Annotated in this window: 18 protein-coding genes; 7 read left to right on the forward strand and 11 right to left on the reverse strand. The window is 69.3% G+C overall.

The genetic code is table 11. From position 1 onward, the window contains the following. Positions 1 to 48: 48 nt before the first annotated feature. A complete protein-coding gene (locus BLW75_RS11435) occupies positions 49 to 1296 on the forward strand; it encodes an alpha/beta hydrolase (protein ID WP_034317308.1) in 1248 nt (415 codons plus the stop codon). A 192-nt stretch (positions 1297 to 1488) separates the two neighbouring features. Here the strand turns inward: BLW75_RS11435 and BLW75_RS11440 are convergent, their stop codons facing one another. The 3 genes from BLW75_RS11440 to BLW75_RS11450 all read right to left on the reverse strand — a co-directional run bounded on the left by BLW75_RS11440 (position 1489) and on the right by BLW75_RS11450 (position 7629). After that, the gene (locus tag BLW75_RS11440) at positions 1489 to 2673 is read right to left on the reverse strand and encodes an SWIM zinc finger family protein (protein ID WP_034317311.1); all 1185 of its coding nucleotides are present in this window, start codon (positions 2671 to 2673) and stop codon (positions 1489 to 1491) included. Beyond that, positions 2673 to 5438 (reverse strand): DEAD/DEAH box helicase, encoded by a 2766-nt coding sequence (locus BLW75_RS11445; protein WP_167373490.1) that lies wholly within the window; start codon positions 5436 to 5438, stop codon positions 2673 to 2675. The genes BLW75_RS11440 and BLW75_RS11445 overlap by 1 nt, the downstream gene beginning before the upstream one ends. Positions 5439 to 5553: 115 nt before the next feature. After that, positions 5554 to 7629 carry an acyl-CoA dehydrogenase family protein gene (locus BLW75_RS11450; protein ID WP_034322414.1) on the reverse strand — a complete coding sequence of 692 codons (2076 nt, stop codon included), beginning with the start codon at positions 7627 to 7629 and terminating at the stop codon, positions 5554 to 5556. 145 nt (positions 7630 to 7774) lie between these two features. Here BLW75_RS11450 and kstR point away from each other — a divergent pair, with 145 nt between their 5' ends. Then, positions 7775 to 8422 carry a cholesterol catabolism transcriptional regulator KstR gene (gene kstR / locus BLW75_RS11455; protein WP_034322562.1) on the forward strand — a complete coding sequence of 216 codons (648 nt, stop codon included), beginning with the start codon at positions 7775 to 7777 and terminating at the stop codon, positions 8420 to 8422. 54 nt (positions 8423 to 8476) lie between these two features. Here the strand turns inward: kstR and BLW75_RS11460 are convergent, their stop codons facing one another. From BLW75_RS11460 to icmF, 3 genes are read right to left on the reverse strand one after another with little or no spacing between them, the layout of a single operon-like run. After that, positions 8477 to 9466 carry a TIGR03557 family F420-dependent LLM class oxidoreductase gene (locus BLW75_RS11460; protein ID WP_034322416.1) on the reverse strand — a complete coding sequence of 330 codons (990 nt, stop codon included), beginning with the start codon at positions 9464 to 9466 and terminating at the stop codon, positions 8477 to 8479. Continuing rightward, entirely contained in the window at positions 9463 to 10308 is an 846-nt protein-coding gene (locus BLW75_RS11465) for an LLM class F420-dependent oxidoreductase (protein ID WP_034322419.1), read from the reverse strand. Before BLW75_RS11465 ends, BLW75_RS11460 begins: the two co-directional genes overlap by 4 nt. Positions 10309 to 10350: 42 nt before the next feature. Continuing rightward, positions 10351 to 13587: a fused isobutyryl-CoA mutase/GTPase IcmF gene (gene icmF, locus BLW75_RS11470; protein ID WP_034322422.1), complete on the reverse strand. Its 3237-nt coding sequence runs from the start codon at positions 13585 to 13587 to the stop codon at positions 10351 to 10353. Positions 13588 to 13722: 135 nt separating this feature from the next. Between icmF and BLW75_RS11475 the strand changes: the two genes are divergently transcribed. The 3 genes from BLW75_RS11475 (at position 13723) to BLW75_RS11485 (ending at position 15420) form a co-directional block, all read left to right on the forward strand. Then, a complete protein-coding gene (locus BLW75_RS11475) occupies positions 13723 to 14061 on the forward strand; it encodes an ArsR/SmtB family transcription factor (protein WP_034322427.1) in 339 nt (112 codons plus the stop codon). Continuing rightward, positions 14054 to 14707, forward strand: a complete 654-nt coding sequence (locus BLW75_RS11480; RefSeq protein WP_034322430.1) for a DUF899 domain-containing protein — start codon at positions 14054 to 14056, stop codon at positions 14705 to 14707. Before BLW75_RS11475 ends, BLW75_RS11480 begins: the two co-directional genes overlap by 8 nt. A 155-nt stretch (positions 14708 to 14862) precedes the next feature. Next, positions 14863 to 15420: a dihydrofolate reductase family protein gene (locus BLW75_RS11485; protein WP_034322433.1), complete on the forward strand. Its 558-nt coding sequence runs from the start codon at positions 14863 to 14865 to the stop codon at positions 15418 to 15420. A 37-nt stretch (positions 15421 to 15457) separates the two neighbouring features. Here BLW75_RS11485 and BLW75_RS11490 read toward each other — a convergent pair whose 3' ends face one another. Genes BLW75_RS11490 through BLW75_RS11505 form a run of 4 tightly spaced genes read right to left on the reverse strand, consistent with a single transcriptional unit; the run spans position 15458 to position 20612 of the window. Further along, positions 15458 to 16021, reverse strand: a complete 564-nt coding sequence (locus BLW75_RS11490) for a GTP-binding protein (RefSeq protein WP_007033694.1) — start codon at positions 16019 to 16021, stop codon at positions 15458 to 15460. Between the two features lie 28 nt (positions 16022 to 16049). Beyond that, positions 16050 to 16796 (reverse strand): DUF742 domain-containing protein, encoded by a 747-nt coding sequence (locus tag BLW75_RS43205; protein ID WP_198935840.1) that lies wholly within the window; start codon positions 16794 to 16796, stop codon positions 16050 to 16052. A 7-nt stretch (positions 16797 to 16803) separates the two neighbouring features. Next, the gene (locus BLW75_RS11500) at positions 16804 to 17256 is read right to left on the reverse strand and encodes a roadblock/LC7 domain-containing protein (RefSeq protein WP_005166055.1); all 453 of its coding nucleotides are present in this window, start codon (positions 17254 to 17256) and stop codon (positions 16804 to 16806) included. After that, on the reverse strand, positions 17253 to 20612 hold the full coding sequence (locus BLW75_RS11505) for a sensor histidine kinase (RefSeq protein WP_034322438.1): 3360 nt from the start codon (positions 20610 to 20612) through the stop codon (positions 17253 to 17255). Before BLW75_RS11505 ends, BLW75_RS11500 begins: the two co-directional genes overlap by 4 nt. A 977-nt stretch (positions 20613 to 21589) precedes the next feature. On the opposite strand from BLW75_RS11505, the gene BLW75_RS11510 reads away from it, so the two are divergent. Beyond that, a complete protein-coding gene (locus tag BLW75_RS11510; RefSeq protein WP_034322442.1) occupies positions 21590 to 22012 on the forward strand; it encodes a DUF485 domain-containing protein in 423 nt (140 codons plus the stop codon). Continuing rightward, positions 22009 to 23583 carry a solute symporter family protein gene (locus BLW75_RS11515; RefSeq protein ID WP_034322445.1) on the forward strand — a complete coding sequence of 525 codons (1575 nt, stop codon included), beginning with the start codon at positions 22009 to 22011 and terminating at the stop codon, positions 23581 to 23583. Before BLW75_RS11510 ends, BLW75_RS11515 begins: the two co-directional genes overlap by 4 nt. A 178-nt stretch (positions 23584 to 23761) precedes the next feature. Here the strand turns inward: BLW75_RS11515 and BLW75_RS11520 are convergent, their stop codons facing one another. Continuing rightward, on the reverse strand, positions 23762 to 24331 hold the full coding sequence (locus BLW75_RS11520; protein WP_034322448.1) for a TetR/AcrR family transcriptional regulator: 570 nt from the start codon (positions 24329 to 24331) through the stop codon (positions 23762 to 23764). Positions 24332 to 24376 lie beyond the last annotated feature (45 nt).

A 24376-nucleotide genomic window follows, 5' to 3' on the forward strand; every position in this document is an offset into this window, starting at 1 on the left:
ACTTTGCAACCCGTTCTAGGCGGTCACCCGGCGGTAGGATCGGTGCCCATGCACCCGAGTTTCGTCGTCCGTCAGGCACTCCAGCTCGCGCTCACCGCGAACGCGCTGAAGCCGCCGCGAGGTGCGCGTACCGCGATTCCGGCGTTCTTCGCGGGCTGGCTCACCGGTGAGCTCGCGCCGCATCTGCTCGCGCTCACCGCGGCTGACGCGGCGGCGCATGTCGCCCGGCACCGGGGCGGATCGAGCAAGGCCGGGCTCGCCCTCGCGGCGGCGTCCGCGGCCGGGCTCGGCACCCTGATCGCGCAGTCCCAGCGGGCCCGCGACGAGATCGAGACCGCGCTCACCGAAGGCATCGGCAAGGCCTACATCGACGAACTCGAGCACCCGCCGAGCCCGACCGACCTCGCGACGCCGTGGGGCCAGCTGGCCATGCCGTTCCGCATGCGCGACCCCGACGTCCGCCGCACCCGCAACATCGCCTACGCGCCCGGCGGGAAACGGTTCCTGCTCGACGTCTACGCCCCACGCGAGCCGGTCACCGGCGCGCCGATCCTGCTGCAGGTGCACGGTGGCGCCTGGGTGATCGGCAACAAGGACCAGCAGGGCCTGCCGCTGATGCTGCACATGGCCAAACGCGGCTGGATCTGCATCGCGATCAACTACCCGCTCTCCCCCGCGGCCCGCTGGCCCGCGCATATCGTCGCGGCGAAACGCGCGCTGGCCTGGATCCGGGACAACGCCGAGTCCTACGGCGGCGACCCGTCGTTCGTCGCCGTCACCGGCGGCTCCGCGGGCGGGCATCTGGCGGCGCTGCTGGCCCTGACCGCGAACGACCCGGCATTGCAGCCAGGCTTCACCGAAGCCGACACGAGCGTCCAGGCGTGCGCCCCGCATTACGGCGTCTACGACTTCGCCGCGACCAGCGGACGGCGCTCCAGCCAGACCCGGCTGAAGACGCTGATCGCCCGGCACGTCTTCGAGGCGGACCGGGATCCGGTGAAGTTCCTCGACGACTACATCGCGGCGTCACCGCTGGACCGGATCACCGAGGACGCGCCGCCGTTCTTCGTCATCCACGGCGTCCACGACTCGCTGGTGCCGGTGGGCGAGGCCCGCGAGTTCGTGCGGCGCCTGCGGGACAAGTCCCAGCGTGAGGTCGCCTACGCGGAGATCTCCGGCGCGCAGCACGCTTTCGACGTCTTCCCCTCGATCCGCAGCGCCCACGTCGTGCGCGGGGTGGAACGGTTCCTGGAATGGAGTTACCGCACCTGGCGGCGCCGGTCCAGCGGGTCGTGAGTGACGGTTATCCGCGGGGCGATGTTGCGAAAGCCACTTTCGCAACGTTGAAGGTTGCGAAAGCCACTTTCGCAACCTGTCGCCTGGGGTGAGGCCAGCGCGGCCAAGCGTGGGCCCGGGTAACCCCAAGCTCTTCGCCGGGCGTCGCGAAAGTGACTTTCGCGGCATCACTTCCGACCGAGCTTGAGGACGTCAGGGCGGGTAGATCACGTCCGTCGGCCGCGTGGACGCTGGACCGTCGACCCGCCAGCCCTCGCCGTCGCGCACGAAGCGGTACCACCGTTCGTCCCGGCCGTAGCGCAGTTGCAGGTCGCCTTGGGTGATCCGGTTCCGCCAGGTCTTCGGCGTTCCCGGCAATCCCGATTCGGCGAGGTCCGCCTTGGCCTGGGCGAGCGGCGCCTGCCCCGGACGCCAGGCTTCCCGGACCACCGCCATCCCGCCCCGGCCCGCCTCACGCCAGGCCTGGGCCCACAGGGCCAGATCCCGCACCGCGACCCCGGCTGCCTCGGCGAGCTCGGCGACCACAGGCGGGTCGCTCGCCGCCGCACGACGCGCGAGATCTTCCTCGAACGACAGCTCCGCCTCGCGCTCGGGACCCATGACCAGCAGCTCCCAAGCCCTCGCGGCGGCGTCCGCGGCCAGTTCGACGAACATTTCGCCGCTCCAGCCGGTGCGGTGCGGCGGGTCGACGTCGAGGACGGCGGGCGGTCCGACCGTGCCCGGGACGGCCGGCCGCGGCGGGAGCGCGGCGATCCGCCGGGTGTACGCGCGTTTCGGGTCCACCCCCGGTGCGGCGGGGGCGCGCACCCGTTTACCCGGCGTGCTCGCGGAGGCCCGGCGGGACCGCAGTTCCGCGAGCACGGCCTCCCTCGGCCTGCCGCGCAGCAGGAACAGCACGAATGGATCGGCGTCGACCTCGTCCGCCACCAGGTAATACACCGCGGCCACGTGCTTGCACGGGTTCGCGCTGTCGGGGCAGGAGCATTTCGGGCGCAGATCTCCGGGCCCCGGCAGCAGGTCCGCGCCGGCGGCTCGGGCGTCCTCGGCCAGCTCACCGGGCAGCTCGCCGTCGAGGAGGGCGGCGACGTATCCGAGCCGGGAGCCGACCATCCCGAGCAGGCTCTCCCACTGTGGTCCGGTGAACGCCCGCATGTGGATGGTCACCCGGTACGGCACCGCCCGGCTTCCCTGTACCCAGGCCGTCACCTCGCCCTCGCCGACCGCGAGCTTGCTGACCGTGCCCTTGCGCGCGTACGTCCGCCCGCGCGGCAGCCGGTTCGGATCGAGTTTGGCGCGTTCCTCCAGGGCCTCGACCCACGCCTTGCCCCACCACGTGTTGCCGAAGGTGCGCCGTTTCCGTCCTGTCGCGCCGGGCATCAGGGCTCCCCGAGCCGGACGAGGTCGGCGAGTTCGTCGTCGGACAGTTCGGTGATCCAGTTCTCGCCCGCGCCGATGACCGCGTCCGCCAGCCCGCGTTTGGTCTCCAGCACCTTGGCGATGCGCTCCTCGAGCGTGCCCTCGGCGATCAGCCGGTGCACCTGGACCGGCCGGTCCTGCCCGATCCGGTACGCGCGGTCGGTGGCCTGGTCCTCCACCGCCGGGTTCCACCAGCGGTCGTAGTGGATCACGTGGGTGGCCTTGGTCAGGTTGAGCCCGACCCCGCCCGCCTTGAGGGAGAGCAGGAACACCGGCACCTCGCCCGCCTGGAACCGGGCGACCATGTCCTCCCGGGCCTGGGGCGTGCTCGAACCGGACAGCAGCATCGTCGGCAGCCCGCGTTCGGCCAGGCGTTTCTCCAGCAGGCGGCACAGCTGGACGTACTGGCTGAACACGAGCACGCTGTCGCCCTCGTCGAGGACGACGTCGAGCAGTTCCTCGAACGCGGCCAGCTTGCCGGACCGGCCGTGCAGCACGCCGGGTTCCTTGAGGTACTGCGCCGGGTGGTTGCAGATCTGCTTGAGCTCGGTGAGCAGTTTGAGCACCTGCCCGCGCCGCGCCACCCCGTCCAGCTCGCGGATCATCGCGAGATTCTCGCGGACCACGGCCTCGTACAGCGTCGTCTGCTCGGCGGTGAGCGGGACGAACCGGTCGGTCTCGGTCTTGCGCGGCAGTTCGGGGGCGATGTCCGGGTCGGTCTTCTTACGGCGCAACAGGAACGGGCGCACGGTCGTGGCGAGGCGTTCGGTGGCGGCGACGTCACGGTCACGCTCGATCGGCCGGGCGACCTTGCGACGGAACCCTTCGAGCGAGCCAAGCAGTCCCGGCGTCGTCCAGTCCACAATGGACCAGAGTTCGGTGAGCCGGTTCTCCATCGGTGTCCCGGTCAGCGCGACCTTCGCGGCGGCCGGGATCTTCCGCAGCTCCTTGGCGGTGACCGAAAGCGGATTCTTGACGTGCTGCGCCTCGTCGGCGGCGATCATCCCCCAGTCCACTTCGGACAGGGTTTCGCGATCCCGCCGGAGGACGCCGTACGTGGCGAGCACGACCTCGTCCGGCGCGACTTCGTCGAGATGCCGTCCGCCACCGTGGAACCGGCGTACCGGGATGTCCGGCGCGAACCGGGCGAATTCACGTTCCCAGTTGCCCAGCAACGACGTCGGGCACAGGACGAGCGTGGGCCCCTCACCTAGGGGACGGCGATGCAGGTGCAGGGAGATGAGCTGGATCGTCTTGCCGAGCCCCATGTCGTCGGCGAGGCAGGCACCGAGACCGAGCCCGGTCATCGTCGCCAGCCAAGCCAGGCCCGCCCTCTGGTAGGGCCGCAGGGTGGCCTTCAGGTCCGCGGGTTGCTCGATCGGTTCCGCGGCGCTTTCCCGGATTCGCCGGAGCAGCCCCGTCAGCGCCGACGGCGCGGTGAACTCGACCTTTTCACCGTCCAGCTCCAATTCGCCGGTGAGCGCCGCGGCCAGCGCCTCGGCCCCGGACAGCTTCTTCGCGCGGTGAGCGCGCACCTTGGCGAGCAGGCGCGCGTCGACCTTGACCCATTTGCCCCGCAGCCGCACCAGCGGCCGCTTCGCCTCCGCGAGCGCGGTGACCTCGGCGTCGGTGAGGTCTTCGTCGCCGAGGCTCAGCCGCCAGCGGAACTGCAGCAGGCTCTTGAGCGTGAACTCGGGCCCGGTGACACTGCCCGGAGCTTGCGTCGCGCTCGCCTTCGCCTTGAGCTCGCCCGCGAAGAGGTCCTTCGGCCACTGCACCTCGATGCCGGCGCCACCCAGCGCCGCGTCCCCGTGGGTCAGCAGGTCGACGACCTCGTCGTACTCCAGCGTGAGCCCGGTCGGCGCGGCCGACTGGAGCATGCGGCCGAGCGGCGCCCAAGCTCTGGCGCCCCGGCGGAGACCGAGCAGCAACTGCGTCTCGACCTGCTCGCCCATCCGTTCCAGCACCGCTTCGGGCGCGTCCCACAGTGTCGCCGCCTCGACGATCAGGCTCGGATCGACGGCGCTCCGCACGGCGAGGACGGCGGCGAACGTGGGCTCTTCCTCGGGGTTCTCGGGCTCGTGCACCTCCATGCGCAGGACGAGATGCGCGCCCTGGGCCTGCCGGGCGCTCAGTTCCGCCAGCCACGCCGCACCGTCCGGCCCGACCAGCGTCGGCTCGGCCGAGGCGAACGCGGGCCCGCCCGCCGCGACGCTCGCGGCGGGTGTGCGGACCAGCACGTCCGCCGTGGCGTCCCAGAGCGCGCGGATCAACGACTCCGGCGAATGCAGCCGGATTCGCTTCAGGCCGGACAACGGCAGGGCGTGCGCCTCGGGAGGCAGCGCGGCGGCGAGCCCGCGCAGCATCTCCTCGTCGGCGACGTCCAGCGGCCCGACCCGCCACGAATCCACCCCGCCGGGTGAGGCCGCGGGCAGCAGTCTGCCGCGGGCGATGAGGTTCACCCCGGCCTCGGCGACGGCCGACCACGCGGCGATGGCCGGGCTCAGGTCGCCGTCCGCGGTGAGCAGCCGCGGAATCGCCCGTGACAACGGGACGAGTGCCGCGTCGACCTTCGTGCGCCGGAACACCTTCCCCACCGGCAGCACGAGTTCGATCGCGGTGTCACCCGCTACGCCGTCTCCCCAGAGCGCCAGCACACCGTCCCGCGGGGGATCCGAGGGGACGAAGGTGGCTTGGGTTCCTGTGCCGAACTCCACGACCCGCACGTTAGAGCACGGGACCGACAGCTGTCGGGCGCCGGTGTCATGAAAGGTCCTTTCCTTGCCGATTTTACCGGGAAGGGACCTTTCATGGCACGAGAAAGAGGCGTGACAGGAACTTTCAGGACCGGGGCAGCCCCAGCAATCGCTCGGCCGTCAGCGACAGCAGCACCTGCGTCGTCCCGCCCGCGATACTGAGGCACCGGGTCAGCAGGAACTCGTGCTGCGCCGGGTCACCGTCCACGAGGGCGCGCTCACCGAGCGACTCCAGCGCGAACTCCGCCACCGCCTGCCGATGCCGCACCCCCAGCAGCTTGCGCACACTCGACTCGGCGCCGGGGTCCTGGCCGTCGAGCCGCCGCAGCGTCGCCCGCAGGTCCAGCATCGAACACGCGCTGCCGTCGGCGATCAGCGCACCGAGCCGCTCCCGGTCCGCGTCCTCACCCAGCGTGGAGAGCAGGTTCTCGACGCCCTCCCCCACCGCCGATCCACTCCCGAGGGCCACACGCTCGTTGGCCAGTGTCGTCCGCGCCAGCCGCCAGCCGCCGTCGACCTCCCCGACCACCATCTCGTCCGGGACGAAGACGTCGTCGAGGAACACCTCGTTGAAGACGGCGTCGCCGGTGATCTCGCGCAGCGGGCGCGTGCTGATCCCGTCGGCGGTCATGTCGACCAGAAAGTAAGTGATCCCCTTGTGTTTCGGCGCGTCCGGGTCGGTGCGCGCCAGGCAGATCGCCCAATCGGCTTCGCGCGCGAGCGAGGTCCACACCTTCTGGCCCTTCAGCAGCCACCCGCCGTCGGCACGCCGGGCCGTCGTACGGAGCGAAGCGAGATCGGAACCGGCCTCGGGTTCGCTGAACAACTGACACCAGGTGATCTCCCCGCGCAACGTGGGCGCGGCGAACCGTTCGCGCTGGTCCTCCGAGCCGTGTTCCAGCAGGGTCGGGATCGCCCAGGCGCCGATCACCAGGTCGGGACGGCGGATGTCCGCGTCGGCGAGGGCGGCGTCGATCCGCAGCTGCTCGGCCGCGCCGGCGCCGCGGCCGTACGGCGCGGGCCAATGCGGGGCCAGCAATCCCGAATCGGCCAGCGCGCCCCGCCGCTCCGGCTCGGACAAGGCGGCGATTTCACCGACCAGGTCACGGAGTCCGGTGTCTTCGCCGACGTCGACGCTCAACGTCCGGCGGTCGCCGCGCAGCGCGAGTTCGGCGGCGCGGCGACGCCAGCGTGCCGAACCGCCGAGCCATTGACGCAGGGCCACAGCGCGCCGCAGATAGAAGTGCGCGTCATGCTCCCAGGTGAAGCCGATACCACCGAGGACCTGAATGCAGTCCTTCGCGTTGGCCACGACCGCGTCGAGTGCATAGGCCGCCGCGGTCGCCGACGCAAGGGCGTGCTGCGCCGGGTCCTCGGCCGCCCTCGCCGCGTCCCAGGCGAGCGCGTCGGTGGCTTCGGCCCGGCAGAGCATTTCCGCGCACAGATGTTTGATCGCCTGGAACGACCCGATCGGGCGGCCGAACTGCTCCCGCACCTTCGCGTAGTCGACAGCGGTCCGAAGACACCATCGTGCGATCCCCGCGGCTTCCGCGGCGCCGAGTGCGGCGGCATAGGAATCCACTGGCAGTGCCTCGAAAACCGCCTCGGGCCGCACCTTCTCGCACCGGATCCGGCCGACCGGCCGAGAGACGTCGAACGGCTCGCCCGGCTCGATGTCCACTCCGGACGCTCCGGGTGGGATGAGCGCGGAGACGGCACCGTCGGAGACCAGCGTCCACGCCGACGGGTGAACGTCGAGCGCCGGGCCCGACTCGCCGTCGACCACCGAATCCGTGATACGAAAACCGTTGCCCAGCACCACCGCCAGGCGTTCGGTCCCGTCCGCGAGGCGCGGCAGAATCTCCTTGGCCGGCCGAGGATCCGTTCCGAGCAGCGCACCGCCCAACGCGGTCCCGAGGACCGGGCCGGGCACGAGCGCTTCGGCCGCTTCGGCGAGCCCGGCGGCCAGATCGGCCAGTGTTCCGCCTGCCCCGCCGACGTCTTCGGGAATCGCCACGCCGAACAGGCCGAGTTCGGCCAGCCCCGGAGGGGGCTCGGTGATCCGGCCATTTCGGACGGCGTCGACCGGACGAGCGGAAGCCGCCCAAGCCCGGATCGACGCGGCCAGTGCCGCCTGTTCTTCGGTGAGCGCGATCGACACGGGTGAGACCTCCTCGCCGGACCTACCCGCAAGTGTAGAACGTGTTACAGTTTCTTGCCCAGTGGGTCACGTCTTGAACAGTTCGTCCGCTTAGGTACGCTACGGGAGGAAAGTGGAACAAGTTCCGACGAAGGGGGACGTGGCGATGCCAGGGAAGGCCAAGGCACCCACGAGCGCGAAAGCGCGCAGCGGCAATGGTCTCTCCGCGCTGGGCGGCGAGGAACTCGGCTCCGCGGCACAACGCGACCGGCGGCGCCGCATCATCGACGCGACCCTCACCCTCGCCGCGAAGGGCGGGTACGACGCGGTCCAGATGCGGGCTGTCGCCGAGAAGGCGGACGTCGCGCTCGGCACGCTGTACCGCTACTTCCCCTCGAAGATCCACCTGCTGGTTTCCGGGCTGGCCAGGGAATTCGAACGCGCACAGGAGAAACTCGACCGCGCGGCGATTCCCGGCGAAACCCCGAGCGAGCGGCTGATGTTCGTCCTCGGCCGCAACACCCGGCTGATGCAGCGAGACCCGCACCTGACCGAGGCGATGGTCCGCGCGTTCATGTTCGCCGACACGACCGCCGCCGCCGAGGTCGAGCAGGTCGGGCGGCTGATGGAGAACATGTTCGCCAAGGCCATGGGCATCGAGGACCCGACCGAGGCCGACCGCGACATCTTCCACGTCATCGCCGACGTCTGGATGGCGAACCTGGTCGCCTGGGTGACACGGCGCGCGTCGGCGGCCGATGTCGCGAACCGGCTGGAGCTGTCGGTGCACCTGCTGCTGGACAAGAACGTCTGAAACCTCGTGAGTGGTAAGGACGGTTAGAACCGTCCTTACCACTCACGAGACGGGTCAGGCGGTCAGCTTCGGCAGCACGTCCCGGCCGAAGGTCTCGATGAACTGGTCTTGGTTCCGGCCCACGTTGTGGATGTAGATCCGGTTGAACCCGGCGTCGACGTACTTCTGCAGCGCCGCGCGGTGCACGTCCGGGTCGGACGAGACGACCATCCGGCCCTCGAAGTCCTCACGCCGCACCAGTTTCGCCATCTGCGCGAAGTCGAACGGTGAGCGGATGTCGGCCTTCGGGAACTTCATGCCGCCGTTGGGCCACTGGTCGAGCGCGTTGGCCCAGGCCGTCTCGTCGTCCTCGGCCCACGACAGGTGCACCTGAAGCAGCTTCGGCATCGAGTCCGGGTCCTTGCCCGCCTTCCGCGCGCCGGTGCCGAAGTTGTCGAGGATCCCCGCCAGCTTCTCGATCGACGCGCCCGGCGTGATCAGCCCGTCCGCGAGCTCACCGGTCTTGCGTGAGGTGTACGGGCCCGCCGACGCGATGTAGATCGGCGGCGGCTCGTCCGGAAGCGTCCACAGCCGGGTGGTGTGCAGTTTGAAGAACTCGCCGCTGTGCTTGACGTCCTTGCCGGTGAACAGCTTCCGGATGACCTCGAGCGCCTCGAACATCCGCCGTACGCGCTCGGGGGCTTCGGGCCAGTAACCGCCGATGATGTGCTCGTTGAGCGCCTCGCCGGAGCCGATGCCGAGCCAGGTCCGGCCCGGATAGGTCGCCTCCAGCGTGGCCGCGGCCTGCGCGACCATCGACGGATGCAGCCGGAACGACGGGCAGGTCACCCCCGGCCCGAGGTCGCCGGTGGTGTTCTCCGCCAACGACGCGAGCACACTCCACACGAACGACGCTTCACCCTGTTGAGGGACCCACGGCTGGAAGTGGTCGGCGGCCATCTGGCCGGAGAATCCGTGCTGTTCGGCCAGCGCCGCCAGCCGGATCGACTCGCGCGGCGAGAACTGCTCCAGTGCCGCGGCCAAGCCGATTTGAACCTCAGTCACGCCTGCTGCCCCTTTCGAAAACTCTCGGCGACCTTCGCGAACTGGTCGAGTCGTTCCAGTGTCGCCGCTTCGGGCTCGGTCGGCAGGAAGAGCGTCGCCTCGTCGACGCCGCCCTCGGCGAGCCTGCCCAGCGCGTCCTCCTCCGGAGTGGCGCCGAAGGCGGAGAACGTGATGTCGCTACGGCCCTGGTCGGCCAGCCACTGCCGCGCCCGGCGAAGCTCCTCCGGCAGGGTGTAGGCGTGCGGCAGCCAGCCGTCGCCGTACTTGGCGATCCGCTCCATCGCCTTCTGCCCGGCGCCGCCGATGTAGATCGGCGGATGCGGCTTCTGCACCGGCTTCGGCCACGCGAAGATCGGGTCGAAGTCAACGTGCTCGCCGTGGAATTCGGCCTCGTCCTTCGTCCAGATCTCTTTCAGGGCCGCGAGTTGCTCGTCGACGAGCGCGCCGCGGGTGCGCGGATCCGTGCCGTGATTGCGCATTTCCTCCCGGTTCCACCCGACGCCGACACCGAAGACGAACCGGCCCCGCGAGACCAGGTCCAGCGAAGCGACCTCTTTCGCCGTGTGGATGACGTCGCGCTGCTGCAGCAACGCGACGCCCGTCCCCAGCTTCAGCTTCGACGTGGCCCCGGCGGCCGCCGTCAGCGCGACGAACGGGTCGAGGGTCCGGTAGTACACGTGCGGCAGCTCGCCACCGCCCGGATACGGCGTTTCCCGGCTGACCGGGATATGCGAATGCTCCGCGATGTGGAGCGAGCTGAACCCGCGCTCTTCGGCGGCCGCGGCGAGGACGTCCGGCCTGATGCCTTCATCGGTGATGAAGGTGGCGATTCCGATCTCCATGTCCGGCAACTACCCGGACACGCACCGCGATATTCCCGCCCGCTAGACGTTACGCCGGTACTGCCCGCCCACCTCGAAGAACGCCTCGGTGATCTGGCCGAGGGAGCACACCCGCGCCGCGTCCATCAGGACACCGAACAGGTTTCCGCCCCGGGTCGCGGCCTCGCGCAGCGTCTTGAGCGCGACCTGCGCCTCGGCCTGGTGCCTGCGCTGGAAGTCCTCGAGCCGCTCCAGCTGCGAGCGCTTCTCGTCCTCGGTCGCCCGCGCGAGTTCGACCTCGACGTCGTCCTCCCCGCCGTTCGGGTTGCGGAAGGTGTTGACGCCGATGATCGGCAGCGTGCCGTCGTGCTTCTGGCGTTCGTAGAGGATCGACTCGTCCTGGATCTTGCCGCGCTGGTAGCCGGTCTCCATCGCACCGAGGACACCGCCGCGTTCGGAGATCCGGTCGAACTCCAGCAGCACGGCCTCTTCGACCAGATCGGTCAGCTCGTCGATGATGAACGAGCCCTGCAACGGGTTCTCGTTCTTCGACAGGCCCCACTCCTTGTTGATGATCATCTGGATGGCCATCGCGCGCCGCACCGAGCTCTCCGACGGCGTCGTGATCGCCTCGTCGAAGGCGTTGGTGTGCAAGGAGTTCGCGTTGTCGTACAGCGCGCACAGCGCCTGCAGTGTGGTGCGGATGTCGTTGAAGCTCATCTCCTGCGCGTGCAGCGACCGGCCGGAGGTCTGCACGTGGTACTTGAGCTTCTGCGAGCGCTCGTTGGCGCCGTAGCGCTCCCGCATCGCGACCGCCCAGATCCGGCGCGCGACCCGGCCCAGCACCGAGTACTCGGCGTCCATGCCGTTGGAGAAGAAGAACGACAGGTTCGGCGCGAAGTCGTCGATGTTCATCCCGCGCGCGAGGTAGCTCTCGACGTAGGTGAAACCGTTCGACAGGGTGAACGCCAGCTGCGAGATCGGGTTCGCCCCGGCCTCGGCGATGTGATAGCCGGAGATCGACACGGAGTAGAAGTTCCGGACGCCGTGCTCGATGAACCATTCCTGGATGTCGGCCATCATGCGCAGGCTGAACTCGGTGGAGAAGATGCAGGTGTTCTGCCCCTGGTCCTCCTTGAGGATGTCCGCCTGCACGGTGCCGCGGACGTTGCGCAGCGCCCATTCGCGCAGTTCGGCGGCCTCGGTTTCGGACGGCTCGCGGCCGTGCTCGGCCTTGAACGCCGCCATCCGCTGGTCGATCGCGGTGTTGAGGAAGAACGCGAGGATCGTCGGCGCCGGCCCGTTGATCGTCATCGACACCGAGGTGCTCGGTGAGGTCAGGTCGAAGCCGTCGTAGAGCACCTCCATGTCCTCCAGCGTCGCGATGGAGACGCCCGAGGTGCCGACCTTGCCGTAGATGTCGGGGCGGGTGTGCGGGTCGTGCCCGTACAGCGTCACCGAGTCGAAGGCGGTCGAAAGGCGCTTCGCGTCGGAGTCGGCCGACAGGAGCTTGAACCGCTTGTTGGTGCGGAACGGGTCACCCTCGCCGGCGAACATGCGCGCCGGGTCCTCACCCTCGCGCTTGAACGGGAAAACGCCCGCGGTGTAAGGGAAGTACCCGGGAAGGTGCTCGCGGCGCAGGAACGACAGCAGCTCGCCGGATTCGGTGTAGCGCGGCAACGCCACCCGCGGGATCCGGTTGCCGGAGAGCGTGTCGCGCCAGAGCTGGGTGTGCAGTTCCTTGTCGCGGATCTTCACGACCAGCTCGTCGGCACGGTAGGACTCGGCCAGTTCCTGGAAGCGGGCCAGCAGATTCGCCGACTCACCGTCCACATCGGACTCGGCGGCGGCGAGCAGGCCGTCGAGCGCGTCGGTGCTCGCGTCAACGGCGGCCAGCGCCTCCTTGGCGGCGGCGAGGTGCTCGCGTTTGCGCAGCGCGGCGACCTGCTGCTCGGTCTTGGCGTGGTAGCCGCGGACGGTCTCGGAGATCTCCGCGAGATAGCGCGTCCGGTTGGCCGGGATGATCGTGCTGGCGTCGGTGGACACCTTGCCCTCGACCTTCGGGAGCACCCCGGCCGAGACGGTCAGGCCACGCTCGGCGAGAGTGTCGCGCAGGTGCTGGTACAGCGCGGTGACGCCGTCGTCGTTGAACTTCGCGGCGCTGGTGCCGTAGACCGGCATGTCCTCGGGCGAGGAGCTGAACGCTTCGCGGTTGCGCACAAGCTGGCGCGCGACGTCGCGGCGGGCGTCTTCGGCGCCGCGGCGCTCGAACTTGTTGATCGCCACCGCGTCGGCGAAGTCGAGCATGTCGATCTTCTCCAGCTGCGACGCCGCGCCGAACTCGGGCGTCATGACGTACAGCGACTGGTCCACGTAGTCGACGATGCCGGCGTCACCCTGGCCGATACCGGGCGTCTCGACGATCACGAGATCGAACCCGGCGGCCTTGCACGCGAGGATGGACTCGGAGAGGCCGGTGGGGATCTCGCCGCTGGTGGTCCGTGTGGCGAGCGAACGGAAGTAGACCGGGCTGCCGTCGAGACAGTTCATCCGGATGCGGTCGCCGAGCAACGCTCCCCCGCCCTTGCGGCGCGACGGGTCGACGGCGAGCACGGCGATGCGGAGCTTGTCCTCCTGGTCCAGCCGGAACCGGCGGATCAGTTCGTCGGTGAGCGACGACTTACCGGAACCACCCGTCCCGGTGATGCCGAGGACCGGCACCGTCCGCGACTTGGCGGCCTCGGTGATCTTGGCGAGCGCGTCCTGCGGCAGCGCCTCGCGCTGAAGCTGCGTGATGACCCGGGACAGCGCCGGAATGTCCCCGGAAAGCAGTTTGTCCAGCGAGCCGGGCGACTGCGCGGACAGGTCCGTGTCGCAGGCCTTGATCATCAGGTTGATCATGCCGGGGAGGCCCATCTCGTAGCCGTCCTCCGGCGAGAAGATCCGCGCCACGCCCCGCGAGTGCAGCAGGTCGATCTCCTCGCGGACGATGACCCCGCCGCCGCCGCCGAACACCTTGATGTGACCCGCGCCGCGCTCGTTGAGCAACTCGACCAGGTAGCTGAAGTACTCGACGTGCCCACCCTGGTAGGCGCTGATGGCCACACCCTGGACATCCTCGGCGATGGCCGCGGTGGCGACCTCGTCGACCGACCGGTTGTGCCCGAGGTGCACGACCTCCGCGCCCTGCGACTGCAGGATGCGCCGCATGATGTTGATGGACGCGTCGTGCCCGTCGAAGAGGCTCGACGCCGTCACGAAGCGAACAGGGTTCACGGGCCGGTGCAGGTCGCTGGTCATCCCTCCAAAATACTTGGACTTCCTACTGTTTTAAACCCATCCACTCGCGTGATGGCGCTCTCACTCGCCCTTGACAGATCGACTGGCACCAGTATATTCAACCGCAGGGTTAAACAACCGATTGATTGAGCAGCGATGACCACTGATCAGCTCAGCGCCACGTTCGCCGCACTGGCGGACCCCACCCGGCGGGCGATCCTCGCCCGGCTGGCCACCGGCGAAGCCAGCGTCAACGAGCTGGCCGAACCGTTTCCGGTCAGCCTCCAAGCCATCTCCAAACATCTCAAGGTCCTCGAGCGCGCGGGCTTGATCAGCCGGAGCCGGACCGCGCAATGGCGGCCCTGCCGGCTGGAGGCCGCGCCGCTCGGCGACGTCTCCGAGTGGGTCGAGCGGTACCGGCGCTTCTGGGAAGGCGGTTTCGACCGCATGGAAGAACATCTCGCGGAACTGAGGAAAGGCGAACACCATGACTGAGACCGTCACCCTGCCGGAAGTCGTCTCGGCAGGCGACTGGCAGATCGCCCGAGACGCGTTGCTGGCCAAGGAAAAGGAGCTCACCCGCGCCGCGGACGCGATCGCCGCCGAGCGGCGGCGGCTGCCGATGGTCCGCTTCGACAGCTCATATGAGTTCGACGGGCCCCAGGGCCGGGTCACTCTCCTCGACCTGTTCGAGGGGCGGCGGCAGCTGATCGTCTACCACTTCATGCTCGCCCCCGGGCAGAAGGCGGGCTGCCCTGGCTGCTCCATGCTCGTGGACAACATCGGCCACCTCGCGCACCTGCACGCCCGCGACACCACGCTGTACGTGGTCGCGCCGGCGACCCTGCCCGAGATCGAGCGGTACAAGGAGCGGATGGGCTGGACCGTCCCGTGGGTCTCGACCGTCGGCGGCTTCAACCCGGCCTGCGGCATCGACGGCGGGTTCGGCGTCAGTGTCTTCCTGCGCGACGGCGACGACGTGTTCCGGACGTACTTCACCACCGGCCGCGGCGGGGACCAGCTGGTCGGGACGCTGCGCTACCTCGACCTGACGCCGCTCGGGCGGCAGGAGGCCTGGGAGGAGTCCGGCCGCGGGACCGACGGCCCCGGGCACTGGTGGAAGCGGCACGACGAGTACTGAGCCCCTCTCCTCCGCAATTCGTCACCTACTTGCGGGGAAGCGCACCGCAAGTAGGTGACGAATTGCGGAGGGGCGATGTCGAGAACCCAGCGGCCGCTCCGACCCCTCGGTGTCCGGCGCCCGGAAGGCGGGCGCCACACCGGAGGGATCAAGCCATGCGCAAGCTCGTCTACGCCGTCCACACCTCGCTCGACGGCCGCATCGAAGGCCCGGGCGGCGAGTTCGATTGGGCCGAGATGGGCCCGGAGCTGTCGGCCCACTCCCAGGAGCTCACCGACCGCGCCGACACCCTCCTCTACGGACGGCGGGTTTGGGACATGATGTCGTCGTACTGGCCGCAGGCGGAGGAGATCTCGGACCACCCGCACGACCTCGAGTACGCGCCGATCTGGCGGAAGTCGCCGAAGATCGTCTTCTCCCGGACGCTGGAGGAGGCGGACTGGAACACCGAGGTGATCGGCGGCGACCTCGCCGCACGCGTGGCCGAACTCAAGGACAGGCCCGGTAAGGATCTGCTGCTGATGGGCGGGGCCGAACTGGCCACCGCGGTCGCCGACCACGGACTGGTCGACGAGTTCCACATCGTCGTGCACCCGGTGGTGCTCGGCGGCGGCAAGCAGGTGTTCGGCGGCGGCGTGCGCACGGACCTGCGGCTGACCGGCACCCGGACGATGGACGGGCGCGCGGTACTGCTGACCTACGAAAAGAGGTGAATCCTGGGCGGCAGCCCCTACGCTGCCGCCGTCAGGTTCACCTCGCGTTGCTCGCGCGCAAGGCGATCCACTGCCGCATCGCGTACTCGACCAGCGTGATCAGCGTCTGCTTCGTCGACTCCCGTTCCCGGGCGTCGCAGCGGACGATCGGGATGTTCGGGTCGATCGACAGCGCTTCCCGCACGTCGTTGATGTCGTGCTCGAGGATGCCGTCGAAGGTGTTCACCCCGACGATGTAGGGCAGGCCCCGGTCCTCGAAGAAGTCGATCGGCGCGAACGAGTCGGCCAGCCGTCGCGTGTCGGCCAGCACCACGGCGCCGATCGCGCCGCGGACGAGGTCGTCCCACATGAACCAGAACCGCTGCTGCCCGGGTGTGCCGAACAGGTAGAGGATCAGGTCCGCGTCCAGGGAGACCCGGCCGAAGTCCATCGCGACCGTGGTGGTCGACTTGTTGGGCGTCTGGTCGAGGTTGTCGATCCCCCGACTGGCGTCCGTCATCATCGCCTCGGTGGTGAGCGGGACGATCTCCGACACCGAACCGACGAAGGTCGTCTTACCCGCACCGAAGCCACCCGCCACGACGATCTTCGCGGATGTCATGGTCGGGGGCGCGGTTTCCCGCGGTGCCTTAAAGCCGACGGAGTCCACTCAAAACCCTTTCCATCAACACCAGATGTGCCTCGGCGCCGTCATTGCCCGAAATCGTCTTGTGCACGCTGACCAGCCCCGCGTCCGCCGCGTCGCTGATCAGCACGCGTGCCACACCCAGCGGTACGCGCAGGGTCGCCGCGATCTCGGCGACCGAACGCGGGGTGCGGCACTCCTCGATGATCGAAACGCACTCGATCTGGTCCGCGGCGATCGCGGGGAGGCTACCCGAGTCGACGTGGTCCTTGGTGGAGATGAGGGTCTCCAGCTCGAGAGCGTAGTTCGCCTTGGTCCGGCCCCCGGTGAGGGCATAGGGACGGACGATCGCCGTCTCTTCCAGCGGTGACGGCGCCTGCTCGAAGACGGCGGGCATGATGAACTCGCCGCTGGGCGGGCCCGGGTCGAAAAGACCACCTGGTCTCGGCCCGACGGCACCTGCGCCGCTGTCGGGTGGAGAAGCAAGTGAGGTCACGCGGTCTCCTTGATCGGTCGGCTGCGGGACTGCCGATTCCCCGGCGGCGGGTGTTCCGCCCGCCTGGGAATCCTGAGGGTGCTTGTTCTTTTTGCGCTTCCGACGACCACGTCCCGAATCCAGGGTGAAGCCGTTCAGGACGTCGGCGAAGGTGCCGTCGTCCCGTGAACCGGCAGCATGGCCGGCCCCCGCGTGCGGAGGCTGGTGTTCACCCGTCCCCGGCGGTTCGCCGAAGGATCCGGACCCGGTGCTCATCGGGACATCATCCCACCGGTTCGCCGATCAGCGACCCACCGGCGCCCTGCAATTGCGCGCGAAGTTCCGGCGTGAGGATCTGGCCGACGCGATCGACGAGCATCGTCATCTCGTAGGCGACCTGCCCGATGTCGCAGTTCGGGGCGGCGAGGATGGCCAGGCAGGACCCGTCGCTGATGGACATCAGCACCATGATGCCGAGTTCCATCTCGACGACGGTCTCGTTGACCGCGCCCGCCTCGAAGCACCGGGCGGCGCCCTGGGTCAGGCTGACCAGGCCGGACGCGACGGCGGCCAGCTGATCGGCGCGGTCCAGCGGGAGCCTGCTGGACGCGGTGAGCAGGAGGCCGTCCGCCGACACCACCACCGCGTGCGCCACTCCGGGTACCCGCTCGGCGAAGTCGTTCACCAGCCACCCGAACTGGTTCTGCTGGGGCTGGGCCGGGTTCGGCGAGGTCATTCACCCTCCAGGGTTTCGTGGTTGGCTTCGGTCGCCTGGGCTGTGTGGTGCCGTCCGCGCTGGATGCCCTGCTGGAAACTGCTCAGGCGACCGCGCACGTCGTGCGCGTCTCGCTGTGGTCGGGGGGTGACCGCCCCGGCGGGCGGTCCCGCGCTGCCCGGGAGCAGTTGCTCCCCGCGACGGCGCCTGGGTAATCCTGCCGAAGTCATCCGCGAGGGCACGGACTGGGACACCGCTTGGGCCGCTTTCCAGCCTTCGTCGGAGCCGAAGTTCCAGGCGTCCGTCTGTTCCGTGGCGGCGACCGGTTCCGGTTCCGGGCTCGCTGCCTGCGGTTTCCTGCTCGGCAGCGCGGCGGGCGGGGCCGCCGGACGCTCGGCCGTCTCAGGCGCCTTCGCGGGCTCGGGTGCCTTCGACGGTTTGGGCGCCGCGGCCTTTTCGGGCTTCGCGTCCGGCTGCGTGGTGGCAGGCGTGGCCTTGTCCGCCGCCTCCTTGCGTCCCCGCTTGACACCCTGCTGGAAGCTGCTCAGCCTGCCGCGCACGTTCGCCGGGTCGCGGACCGGCAGTTCCGACTTGGCGGTGGGTTCGGCGGCCGGGACCGACGACGCCGCGCTGCCGGGCAGGAGCTGCTCGCCCTTGCGGCGACGCGGCAATCCGGCCTCGGTGAACGTCGACGGGGCGTTCTGGGAGACCTCCTGCACCGTGCGGAAGGCCTTGTCGCTGGCGAAGTCCCAGGTGCGGGCCTCCTGCTCGGCGGTCGGAGCGGGCTCGGCCGTCTTCTTCTCTTCGGGTTCCTTCTTCCCCGGCTTCTCCTTCTTGGCCGCGGGTTCGGCCGCGGGCGAACGGAACCACGCCGACAGCATTTCGTCGAAGATCGGCGTCGTCTCGGACGCGGTGGGCGGAGGCGGGGCCGCCGGGGCGGGCGGCGTGGCCGCCTGGCTCCACCATTCGCTCAGCGTGGTCCCGGTGTTCTTGGCCTCGAACAGTTCCTTGCCGCTGGGCAGATCGCCTTCCGCCGGGGCGGGCTTCTCCGCTTCCTCGGCGGACGGCTCGGCCTCGGCGGCGGGTTCCGGTTCGGGACGCCGGGGTTCCGGCGCGGGCGGCGGAGTCGCCTCGTCCGGGGGAATCGGGCTGAACAGCGCCGTTCCGGAAATCTCCAGATCGGACGGCGGCCGTGACGCCTTGGGGGCGTGCCCGTTGACGCCGGGCTTGGTGTGGCCCGCCAGATCGTTCGCCGACGGCCACCGCTCCCCGCCTTGCGAGGGCACGCTCGGCATCGCGGGGCGAGATCCGTTCGTGGGCCGCTGGCGGCGGGGAAGGCCGCCAGGCTGCTGCGGCGGCAATGGCGCGAGGCGCTGGGTGATCGGGCCGGTGGCGGGACCGGGGTCTCCCCCGGGCGGGGCCATCACGAGGTCCGCCGGGACGGAGACGGTGGCGCGAACACCGACGATGTCCTTGCCGCCGTGCAGCGAGACACCGATGCGGTGCCTGCTGGCCAGCCGTCCGACCACGAACAGGCCCATCCGGCGCGAAGTGGTGAGGTCGACGTTGGGCGCCTCGGTGAGCCGGGCGTTGGCCTCGGCGACCTCGGCCTCGTTCATGCCGATGCCCTTGTCGAGGATGTCGATGCCGAACGAGCCGTCTTCGACGAGCCTGGTCGCGACCGTCACCTGGGTTTCCGGGGCGGAGAAGGCCGTGGCGTTGTCCAGCAGTTCGGCGATCAGGCGCATCAGATCGTTGGCCGCGTAGCCGACCAGCCGCACCGGCGGCGGATTCTGCACGGTGACCCGTTGGTACTGCTCGATCTCGGACACCGCCGCGCGCACGACGTCGGTGGCGGAGACCGGCTGCCCGGAACGCCTGCCCGGCTCGGCGCCGGAGAGGACCATCAGGTTCTCGTTGTTGCGGCGCATACGGGTGGCGAGGTGGTCCAGCTGGAACAACGTGGCGAGCTGGTCCGCGTCCTCTTCGTCGCGCTCCAGCCGCTCGATCAGCTGCAGCTGCCGCTGCACGAGGCTCTGGCTGCGGCGGGAGAGGTTGACGAACACGTTGCTGTAGCCGGTTCGCATCGAGGCCTGCTCGGTGGCCAGGCGCAGCGCCTGGTGGTGCACCTTGTCGAAGGCCCTGGCGACCTCGCCGATCTCGTCGTCACCGCCGACCGGGACCGGCCGCACGTCGGTGCCCTGCGAGCGGCCTTCCTGGATGTTGCGGACCGCGTCGGGCAGCTGCTTCTCGGCGACGTCGAGGGCGCTGGCGCGCAACATCTTCAACGAGCGCAGCAGCTGGCGCGTGATGAGGAAGACGACGGCGACGGCGAGCACCATCGCGCCGAACAGCAGGACCGCGAGCAGGCCCGCGCCGCTGCTGGCGTCGTCGACCAGCTCGGCCGAGACCGCGCTCGTCTCGGCACCGAATTTGTTCGCGACCTCGCCGACCTTGCCGATCACCGCGGTCGAGGCGTCGGTCCAGCCCTGCGCCGACAACGAGCGGAAGGCTTGCGAGGACGGGGCGCCCTGTTCGCCGAGGGCGGATTTCGCGAGCCTGTCACGGTTTTCCATCGCCTCGTCGGTGACGGCGGCGCTGAACTCCTGGCGCTGCTGTTCCGAAGCGGCGGCGCGGAAGTCGGTGAGGCGGTCGGCCAGCCGGAGTTCGGCGGTGCGCACCTGGTCGAGCTCGCTCGGCGCGAGGCTCGACCGGGCGATGCCGAAGGAGACCAGAGCCTGGCTGAGCGACAGCTGTTCCTTCATCATGGCGAGGTCGTGCAACGCCGTGGGGGTGCCGCCGAGGACGTCCTGTCCGGCACCGGCGGCCAGCGCGGTGTCGAGGGCGAGCAGCGCGGTGGTGACGTCGGTGTACTCGCCGATCGCCTGGACGGGGTCGAGTTGTCCGGACGACGCCCGCTGCCGGATGTCGGGCAACCTGTCGAGCTGGGCGGCGGCCGCTTCCCGCGCCTGACGGAGCGACGGCTCGTTCTCGACCGCGCGGGTGGCGGCGGCGCCGTAGAGCGGGATGGCGGTGTCGACGTCGGCGCGGGCCGAGGCGAGCTCGAGGGTCCCGCCGACGGTGCCGGCGGTCAGCCCCGCGGCGGACTGGGTGCGTTCGCGGCCGAGGCCGTCGGCGAGGGTGCGGATATGCCCGCTCAGCGCGACGAGCCGGTCCAGCCGCTGGTAGCCGTCGGACCGGCCGACCTGGCCGGCGATGGTGGCGATGCCGAGTGCGAGCGCGATGAGGATCGGCACCAGCGTCACGGCCGACAGCTTCACCGGCAGGCTCCAGTCCCGCCAGCGCACGAGCGTGCGCCAGCCGGTGGCCCACCGAGATGGCCGGGGAGTGCGTCCCAGCAGCTCCCCGACCGGCACTTGGCCTTCTCCTGCAACGGTCACGTAGGTGACTCCCTGTCCGGCGTCCTGGCACGGTCTGAGGCGTCCGTTCCCGCGAGGCACCTGCCTGCGGGGAACTCGGCCCCGGTCTGCCCGCGGGATCGATCGCGACGTGAGGGTTCCCGTCCGGCGATCCGGATGTGCCGAGTGTCCCTGGGTACACCGGTCCGCTTCGGGAGTTCTTGCACCTGCACGTGCAGGTCGCAACCTGCGAAGTGCATGGTCGTCGAGATCAACTTTTCTTTGCCAATCGATCACTGCGGGTCAGCCGGGCCAAAGAATCGTACACCAATCCGGGTGCCGTCAATTCTGTTCAGCACACGGGTGCTGACCAGCGAAAAGCGTGCGTCCGAACGATCCGCCGGGCCGGAAAACCGCTCGCGCGTCACAAACGAGGGAATTCCGGTTACGGCTTGCGCGGATGCACAGGTGCCCTAATCACCCGATCAGCCTACGTACGGTAGCCGGGTCGCCCGGTCGAACTACTTTGCGTGCCCCCAACGGGTGGGTCAAGCCGAAATATGTGCCCGATGTTGTGGCCTTGCCGCCCACGCCGGGTCGATGTCGCCCGACATGGTGATTTCTTTCGAGACACCCGAGGAAGCGGGGGATCTTCCCCGGTCCGGGATGGCGGGCACGGTATCGGAACGGCACCTGCCCCGGTAGTAAAACTACGATCTGTCACCAAAACGAGGGACAGAGCGTGGTCATCGTCCGTCGTTTGCCGCAGTGGGCCGTTCGGGCGACGACCGCGCGTGACAACTCCGCTCACTATGACGAGTGATAAAGCCGGTTCATTCCGGCCGAAACGATTTCCGGAAACACTAATGGAAGGTAAAACCGAATACCTCCCCACGCCTTCGTGGAACCGGGGTCGCCTATTCAGAGCGGGTGAAGCCGTAGTTAGTATGTGCGCTCCCCGTACCGCGCCACGGATGCAAGCCCCGGAGGAACCCATGCCCGACGTCGCGCGCCCTTACGCGGCGAGCAACGCCCTGGAGGACACCGGGCAGATGCCCGCGCTGTTCGTCCGCGAGCGCCAGCCCGCTCCCCCGTCGCCGCGCGCCACCGGCCCGGACTACGACCGGATCCAGCACGGCAAGGAGTTCGTCGCGCTGCGCAAGACCTTCCGCCGGTTCGTGTTCCCGATGAGCCTGCTCTTCTTCACCTGGTACATGACGTTCGTGCTGCTGGCGGCCTACGCGCACGACTTCATGAGCCGGAAGGTGTGGGGCGAGGTCAACGTCGGCATGCTGCTCGGGCTCGGCCAGTTCGCCAGCACGATCCTGATCACGATCGCCTACCTGAAGTTCGCGAACAAGCGGCTCGACCCCAAGGTCGAGGCGCTGCGGGCCTCCGTCGGGACGAGTGAGCGATGAGCATCCCCGACAACGACCCCGTGCTGAACATCGCGGTGTTCGCGCTCTTCGTCGCGATCACCCTGTACGTGGTGTACCGCGTCAGCACGCGCAACTCGTCCACTTCGGACTACTACGCGGCCGGAAGCGCCTTCACCGGCCGACAGAACGGCATCGCGCTTTCGGGTGACTTCCTCTCGGCGGCGTCGTTCCTCGGTATCGCCGGGGCGATCGCGATCCACGGCTACGACGGCTTCCTGTACTCGATCGGGTTCCTCGTCGCGTGGATGGTCGACCTGCTGCTGATCGCGGAACTGCTGCGCAACACCGGCCGCTTCACCATGGGCGACGTGCTGAGCTTCCGGATGAAGCAGCGCCCGGTCCGCGCCGCGGCGGCGACGTCGACCCTCGTGATCTCCTTCTTCTACATGCTCGCGCAGATGGCGGGCGCCGGCGGCCTGGTGGCGCTCCTGCTGGATATCCACGGTGGTTTCGGCCAGGCGCTGGTGATCGGCGTCGTCGGCGTCGTCATGGTGCTGTACGTGCTGGTCGGCGGGATGAAGGGCACCACGTGGGTGCAGATCATCAAGGCGACCATCCTGCTGCTGACCGGTGCGCTGATCACCGTGTTCCTGTTCGGCAAGTTCGGCTTCAGCTTCTCGAACCTGCTCTCGGCCGCCGCCGACAACAGCCCGCTCGGTGACGAACTGCTGCAGCCCGGCGGTTCGTACGGCAAGAGCGAGGTCACGAAGCTCGACTTCGTCTCGCTCGCCCTGGCCCTGGTCCTCGGCGCCGCGGCACTCCCGCACGTGCTGATGCGCTTCTACACGGTGCCGAATTCGCGCGAGGCGCGGCGATCGGTGGTGTGGGCGACCGCCTGCATGACCCTCTTCTACCTCTGCACGCTGGTCATCGGCTTCGGCGCGGCCGCACTGGTCGGCCCCGAGGCGATCAAGAACGCACCCGGCGGGGAGAACTCGGCGGCGCCGCTGCTCGCGCTGAACATCGGCGGCACCGTCCTGCTCGGCATCGTCTCGGCGGTGGCCTTCGCGACCATCCTCGCCGTCGTCGCCGGGCTGACGATCACCGCGTCCGCCTCCTTCGCCCACGACGTGTACGCCAACATCTTCAAGAACGGCAAGGCGGAACCGGCCGCCGAGGTCCGCGTCGCCCGGCTGACCGCGGTCGCCGTCGGGGCGTTCGCGATCGTGGGCGGCATCCTGGCGAACGGGCAGAACATCGCGTTCCTGGTGGCGCTGGCGTTCGCCGTCGCGGCGTCGGCGAATCTCTCGACGCTGCTGTACTCGCTGTTCTGGAAACGCTTCAACACCACCGGCACGCTGTGGGGCATCTACGGCGGGCTGATCGCGAGCCTGGTGCTCGTGTTCTTCTCGCCGGTGATGTCCGGGGCCGCGGACTCGATCGTCAAGAGCGTGGACTTCCACTGGTTCCCGCTGAAGAACCCGGGCCTGGTGTCGATCCCGTTCTCGTTCCTGTGCGGGTTCGTGGGCACCTTCGTCGGCCGCTCGAAGGCCGATCCGGTCAAGCACGCGGAGATGGAGGTGCGATCCCTCACCGGGATCGGCTCCTGACGCGCTGGGCGCGGGCCCGTTGCGAAAGCCACTTTCGCAACGTTGAAGGTTGCGAAAGTGGCTTCTGCAACACCGACGTTGGTCGCCGGCGCGCGGGCTGCGATCCAGCCGGCCGCCCAACGCGCGGCACCTCCCGACGCGCGCGATGAAGGGTCCTTGCACAATTCGCAAGGACCCTTCATCGCATCCGGAGGCCGTCCAGCACGATCGTGAGAAGCCGCTTCGTGTCCTCCTCCGAAGCCTTGCTCGCGGCCGAGCCCAGCCCGTGGCCGAGCCGCAGGATGTCGACGCCCGCGACGTCGGGCCGGAGCACGCCCTCGTCCTGAGCCGCCTTCACGATCGTGTCGGCCGCGGCCCGCAGGCGTGACTGGCACCAGCCGAAGACCTCGGAGCCGGCGTCGACGGACGCCTTCAGCGTCATCGCGAGCCCGTGCTTCTCGACCACGTAGATGACGTGCGTGGCCAGCCACGTCTCGAGTGCCTCGCCCGGCGGCGATTCGTCGAGCAGGTCGTACGCCTGCTGCGCCAGCCCGTCGATCTCGTCGCGGTAGACGGCCTCGATCAGTTTGTCGCGCGTCGGGAAGTGCCGGTACAACGTGCCCGCGCCGACGCCGGCGCGTTTGGCGATGTCGTCGGCGGGCACGTCCACGCCGTCGGCGGTGAACGCCTCCTTCGCCACGGCCACGATGCGCTCGTAGTTGCGCCGCGCGTCCGCGCGCATGGGGCGGGCCGGATCGGCCGTGACCATCTGCACCTCCTCGGGCGACGAAAACGGAGACGTTCTCCGAATTCA

This window comes from Amycolatopsis lurida (genome assembly GCF_900105055.1).
GTDB lineage: Bacteria > Actinomycetota > Actinomycetes > Mycobacteriales > Pseudonocardiaceae > Amycolatopsis > Amycolatopsis lurida.

Coding starts and splice junctions, on each gene's coding strand:
- BLW75_RS11435 (WP_034317308.1), top strand. CDS start 49: ATGCACCCGAGTTTCGTCGTCCGTCAGGCACTCCAGCTCGCGCTCACC.
- BLW75_RS11440 (WP_034317311.1), bottom strand. CDS start 2,673: ATGCCCGGCGCGACAGGACGGAAACGGCGCACCTTCGGCAACACGTGG.
- kstR (WP_034322562.1), top strand. CDS start 7,775: ATGCCAGGGAAGGCCAAGGCACCCACGAGCGCGAAAGCGCGCAGCGGC.
- BLW75_RS11465 (WP_034322419.1), bottom strand. CDS start 10,308: ATGGAGATCGGAATCGCCACCTTCATCACCGATGAAGGCATCAGGCCG.
- icmF (WP_034322422.1), bottom strand. CDS start 13,587: ATGACCAGCGACCTGCACCGGCCCGTGAACCCTGTTCGCTTCGTGACG.
- BLW75_RS11475 (WP_034322427.1), top strand. CDS start 13,723: ATGACCACTGATCAGCTCAGCGCCACGTTCGCCGCACTGGCGGACCCC.
- BLW75_RS11480 (WP_034322430.1), top strand. CDS start 14,054: ATGACTGAGACCGTCACCCTGCCGGAAGTCGTCTCGGCAGGCGACTGG.
- BLW75_RS11485 (WP_034322433.1), top strand. CDS start 14,863: ATGCGCAAGCTCGTCTACGCCGTCCACACCTCGCTCGACGGCCGCATC.
- BLW75_RS11490 (WP_007033694.1), bottom strand. CDS start 16,021: ATGACATCCGCGAAGATCGTCGTGGCGGGTGGCTTCGGTGCGGGTAAG.
- BLW75_RS43205 (WP_198935840.1), bottom strand. CDS start 16,796: ATGAGCACCGGGTCCGGATCCTTCGGCGAACCGCCGGGGACGGGTGAA.
- BLW75_RS11500 (WP_005166055.1), bottom strand. CDS start 17,256: ATGACCTCGCCGAACCCGGCCCAGCCCCAGCAGAACCAGTTCGGGTGG.
- BLW75_RS11510 (WP_034322442.1), top strand. CDS start 21,590: ATGCCCGACGTCGCGCGCCCTTACGCGGCGAGCAACGCCCTGGAGGAC.
- BLW75_RS11515 (WP_034322445.1), top strand. CDS start 22,009: ATGAGCATCCCCGACAACGACCCCGTGCTGAACATCGCGGTGTTCGCG.
- BLW75_RS11520 (WP_034322448.1), bottom strand. CDS start 24,331: ATGGTCACGGCCGATCCGGCCCGCCCCATGCGCGCGGACGCGCGGCGC.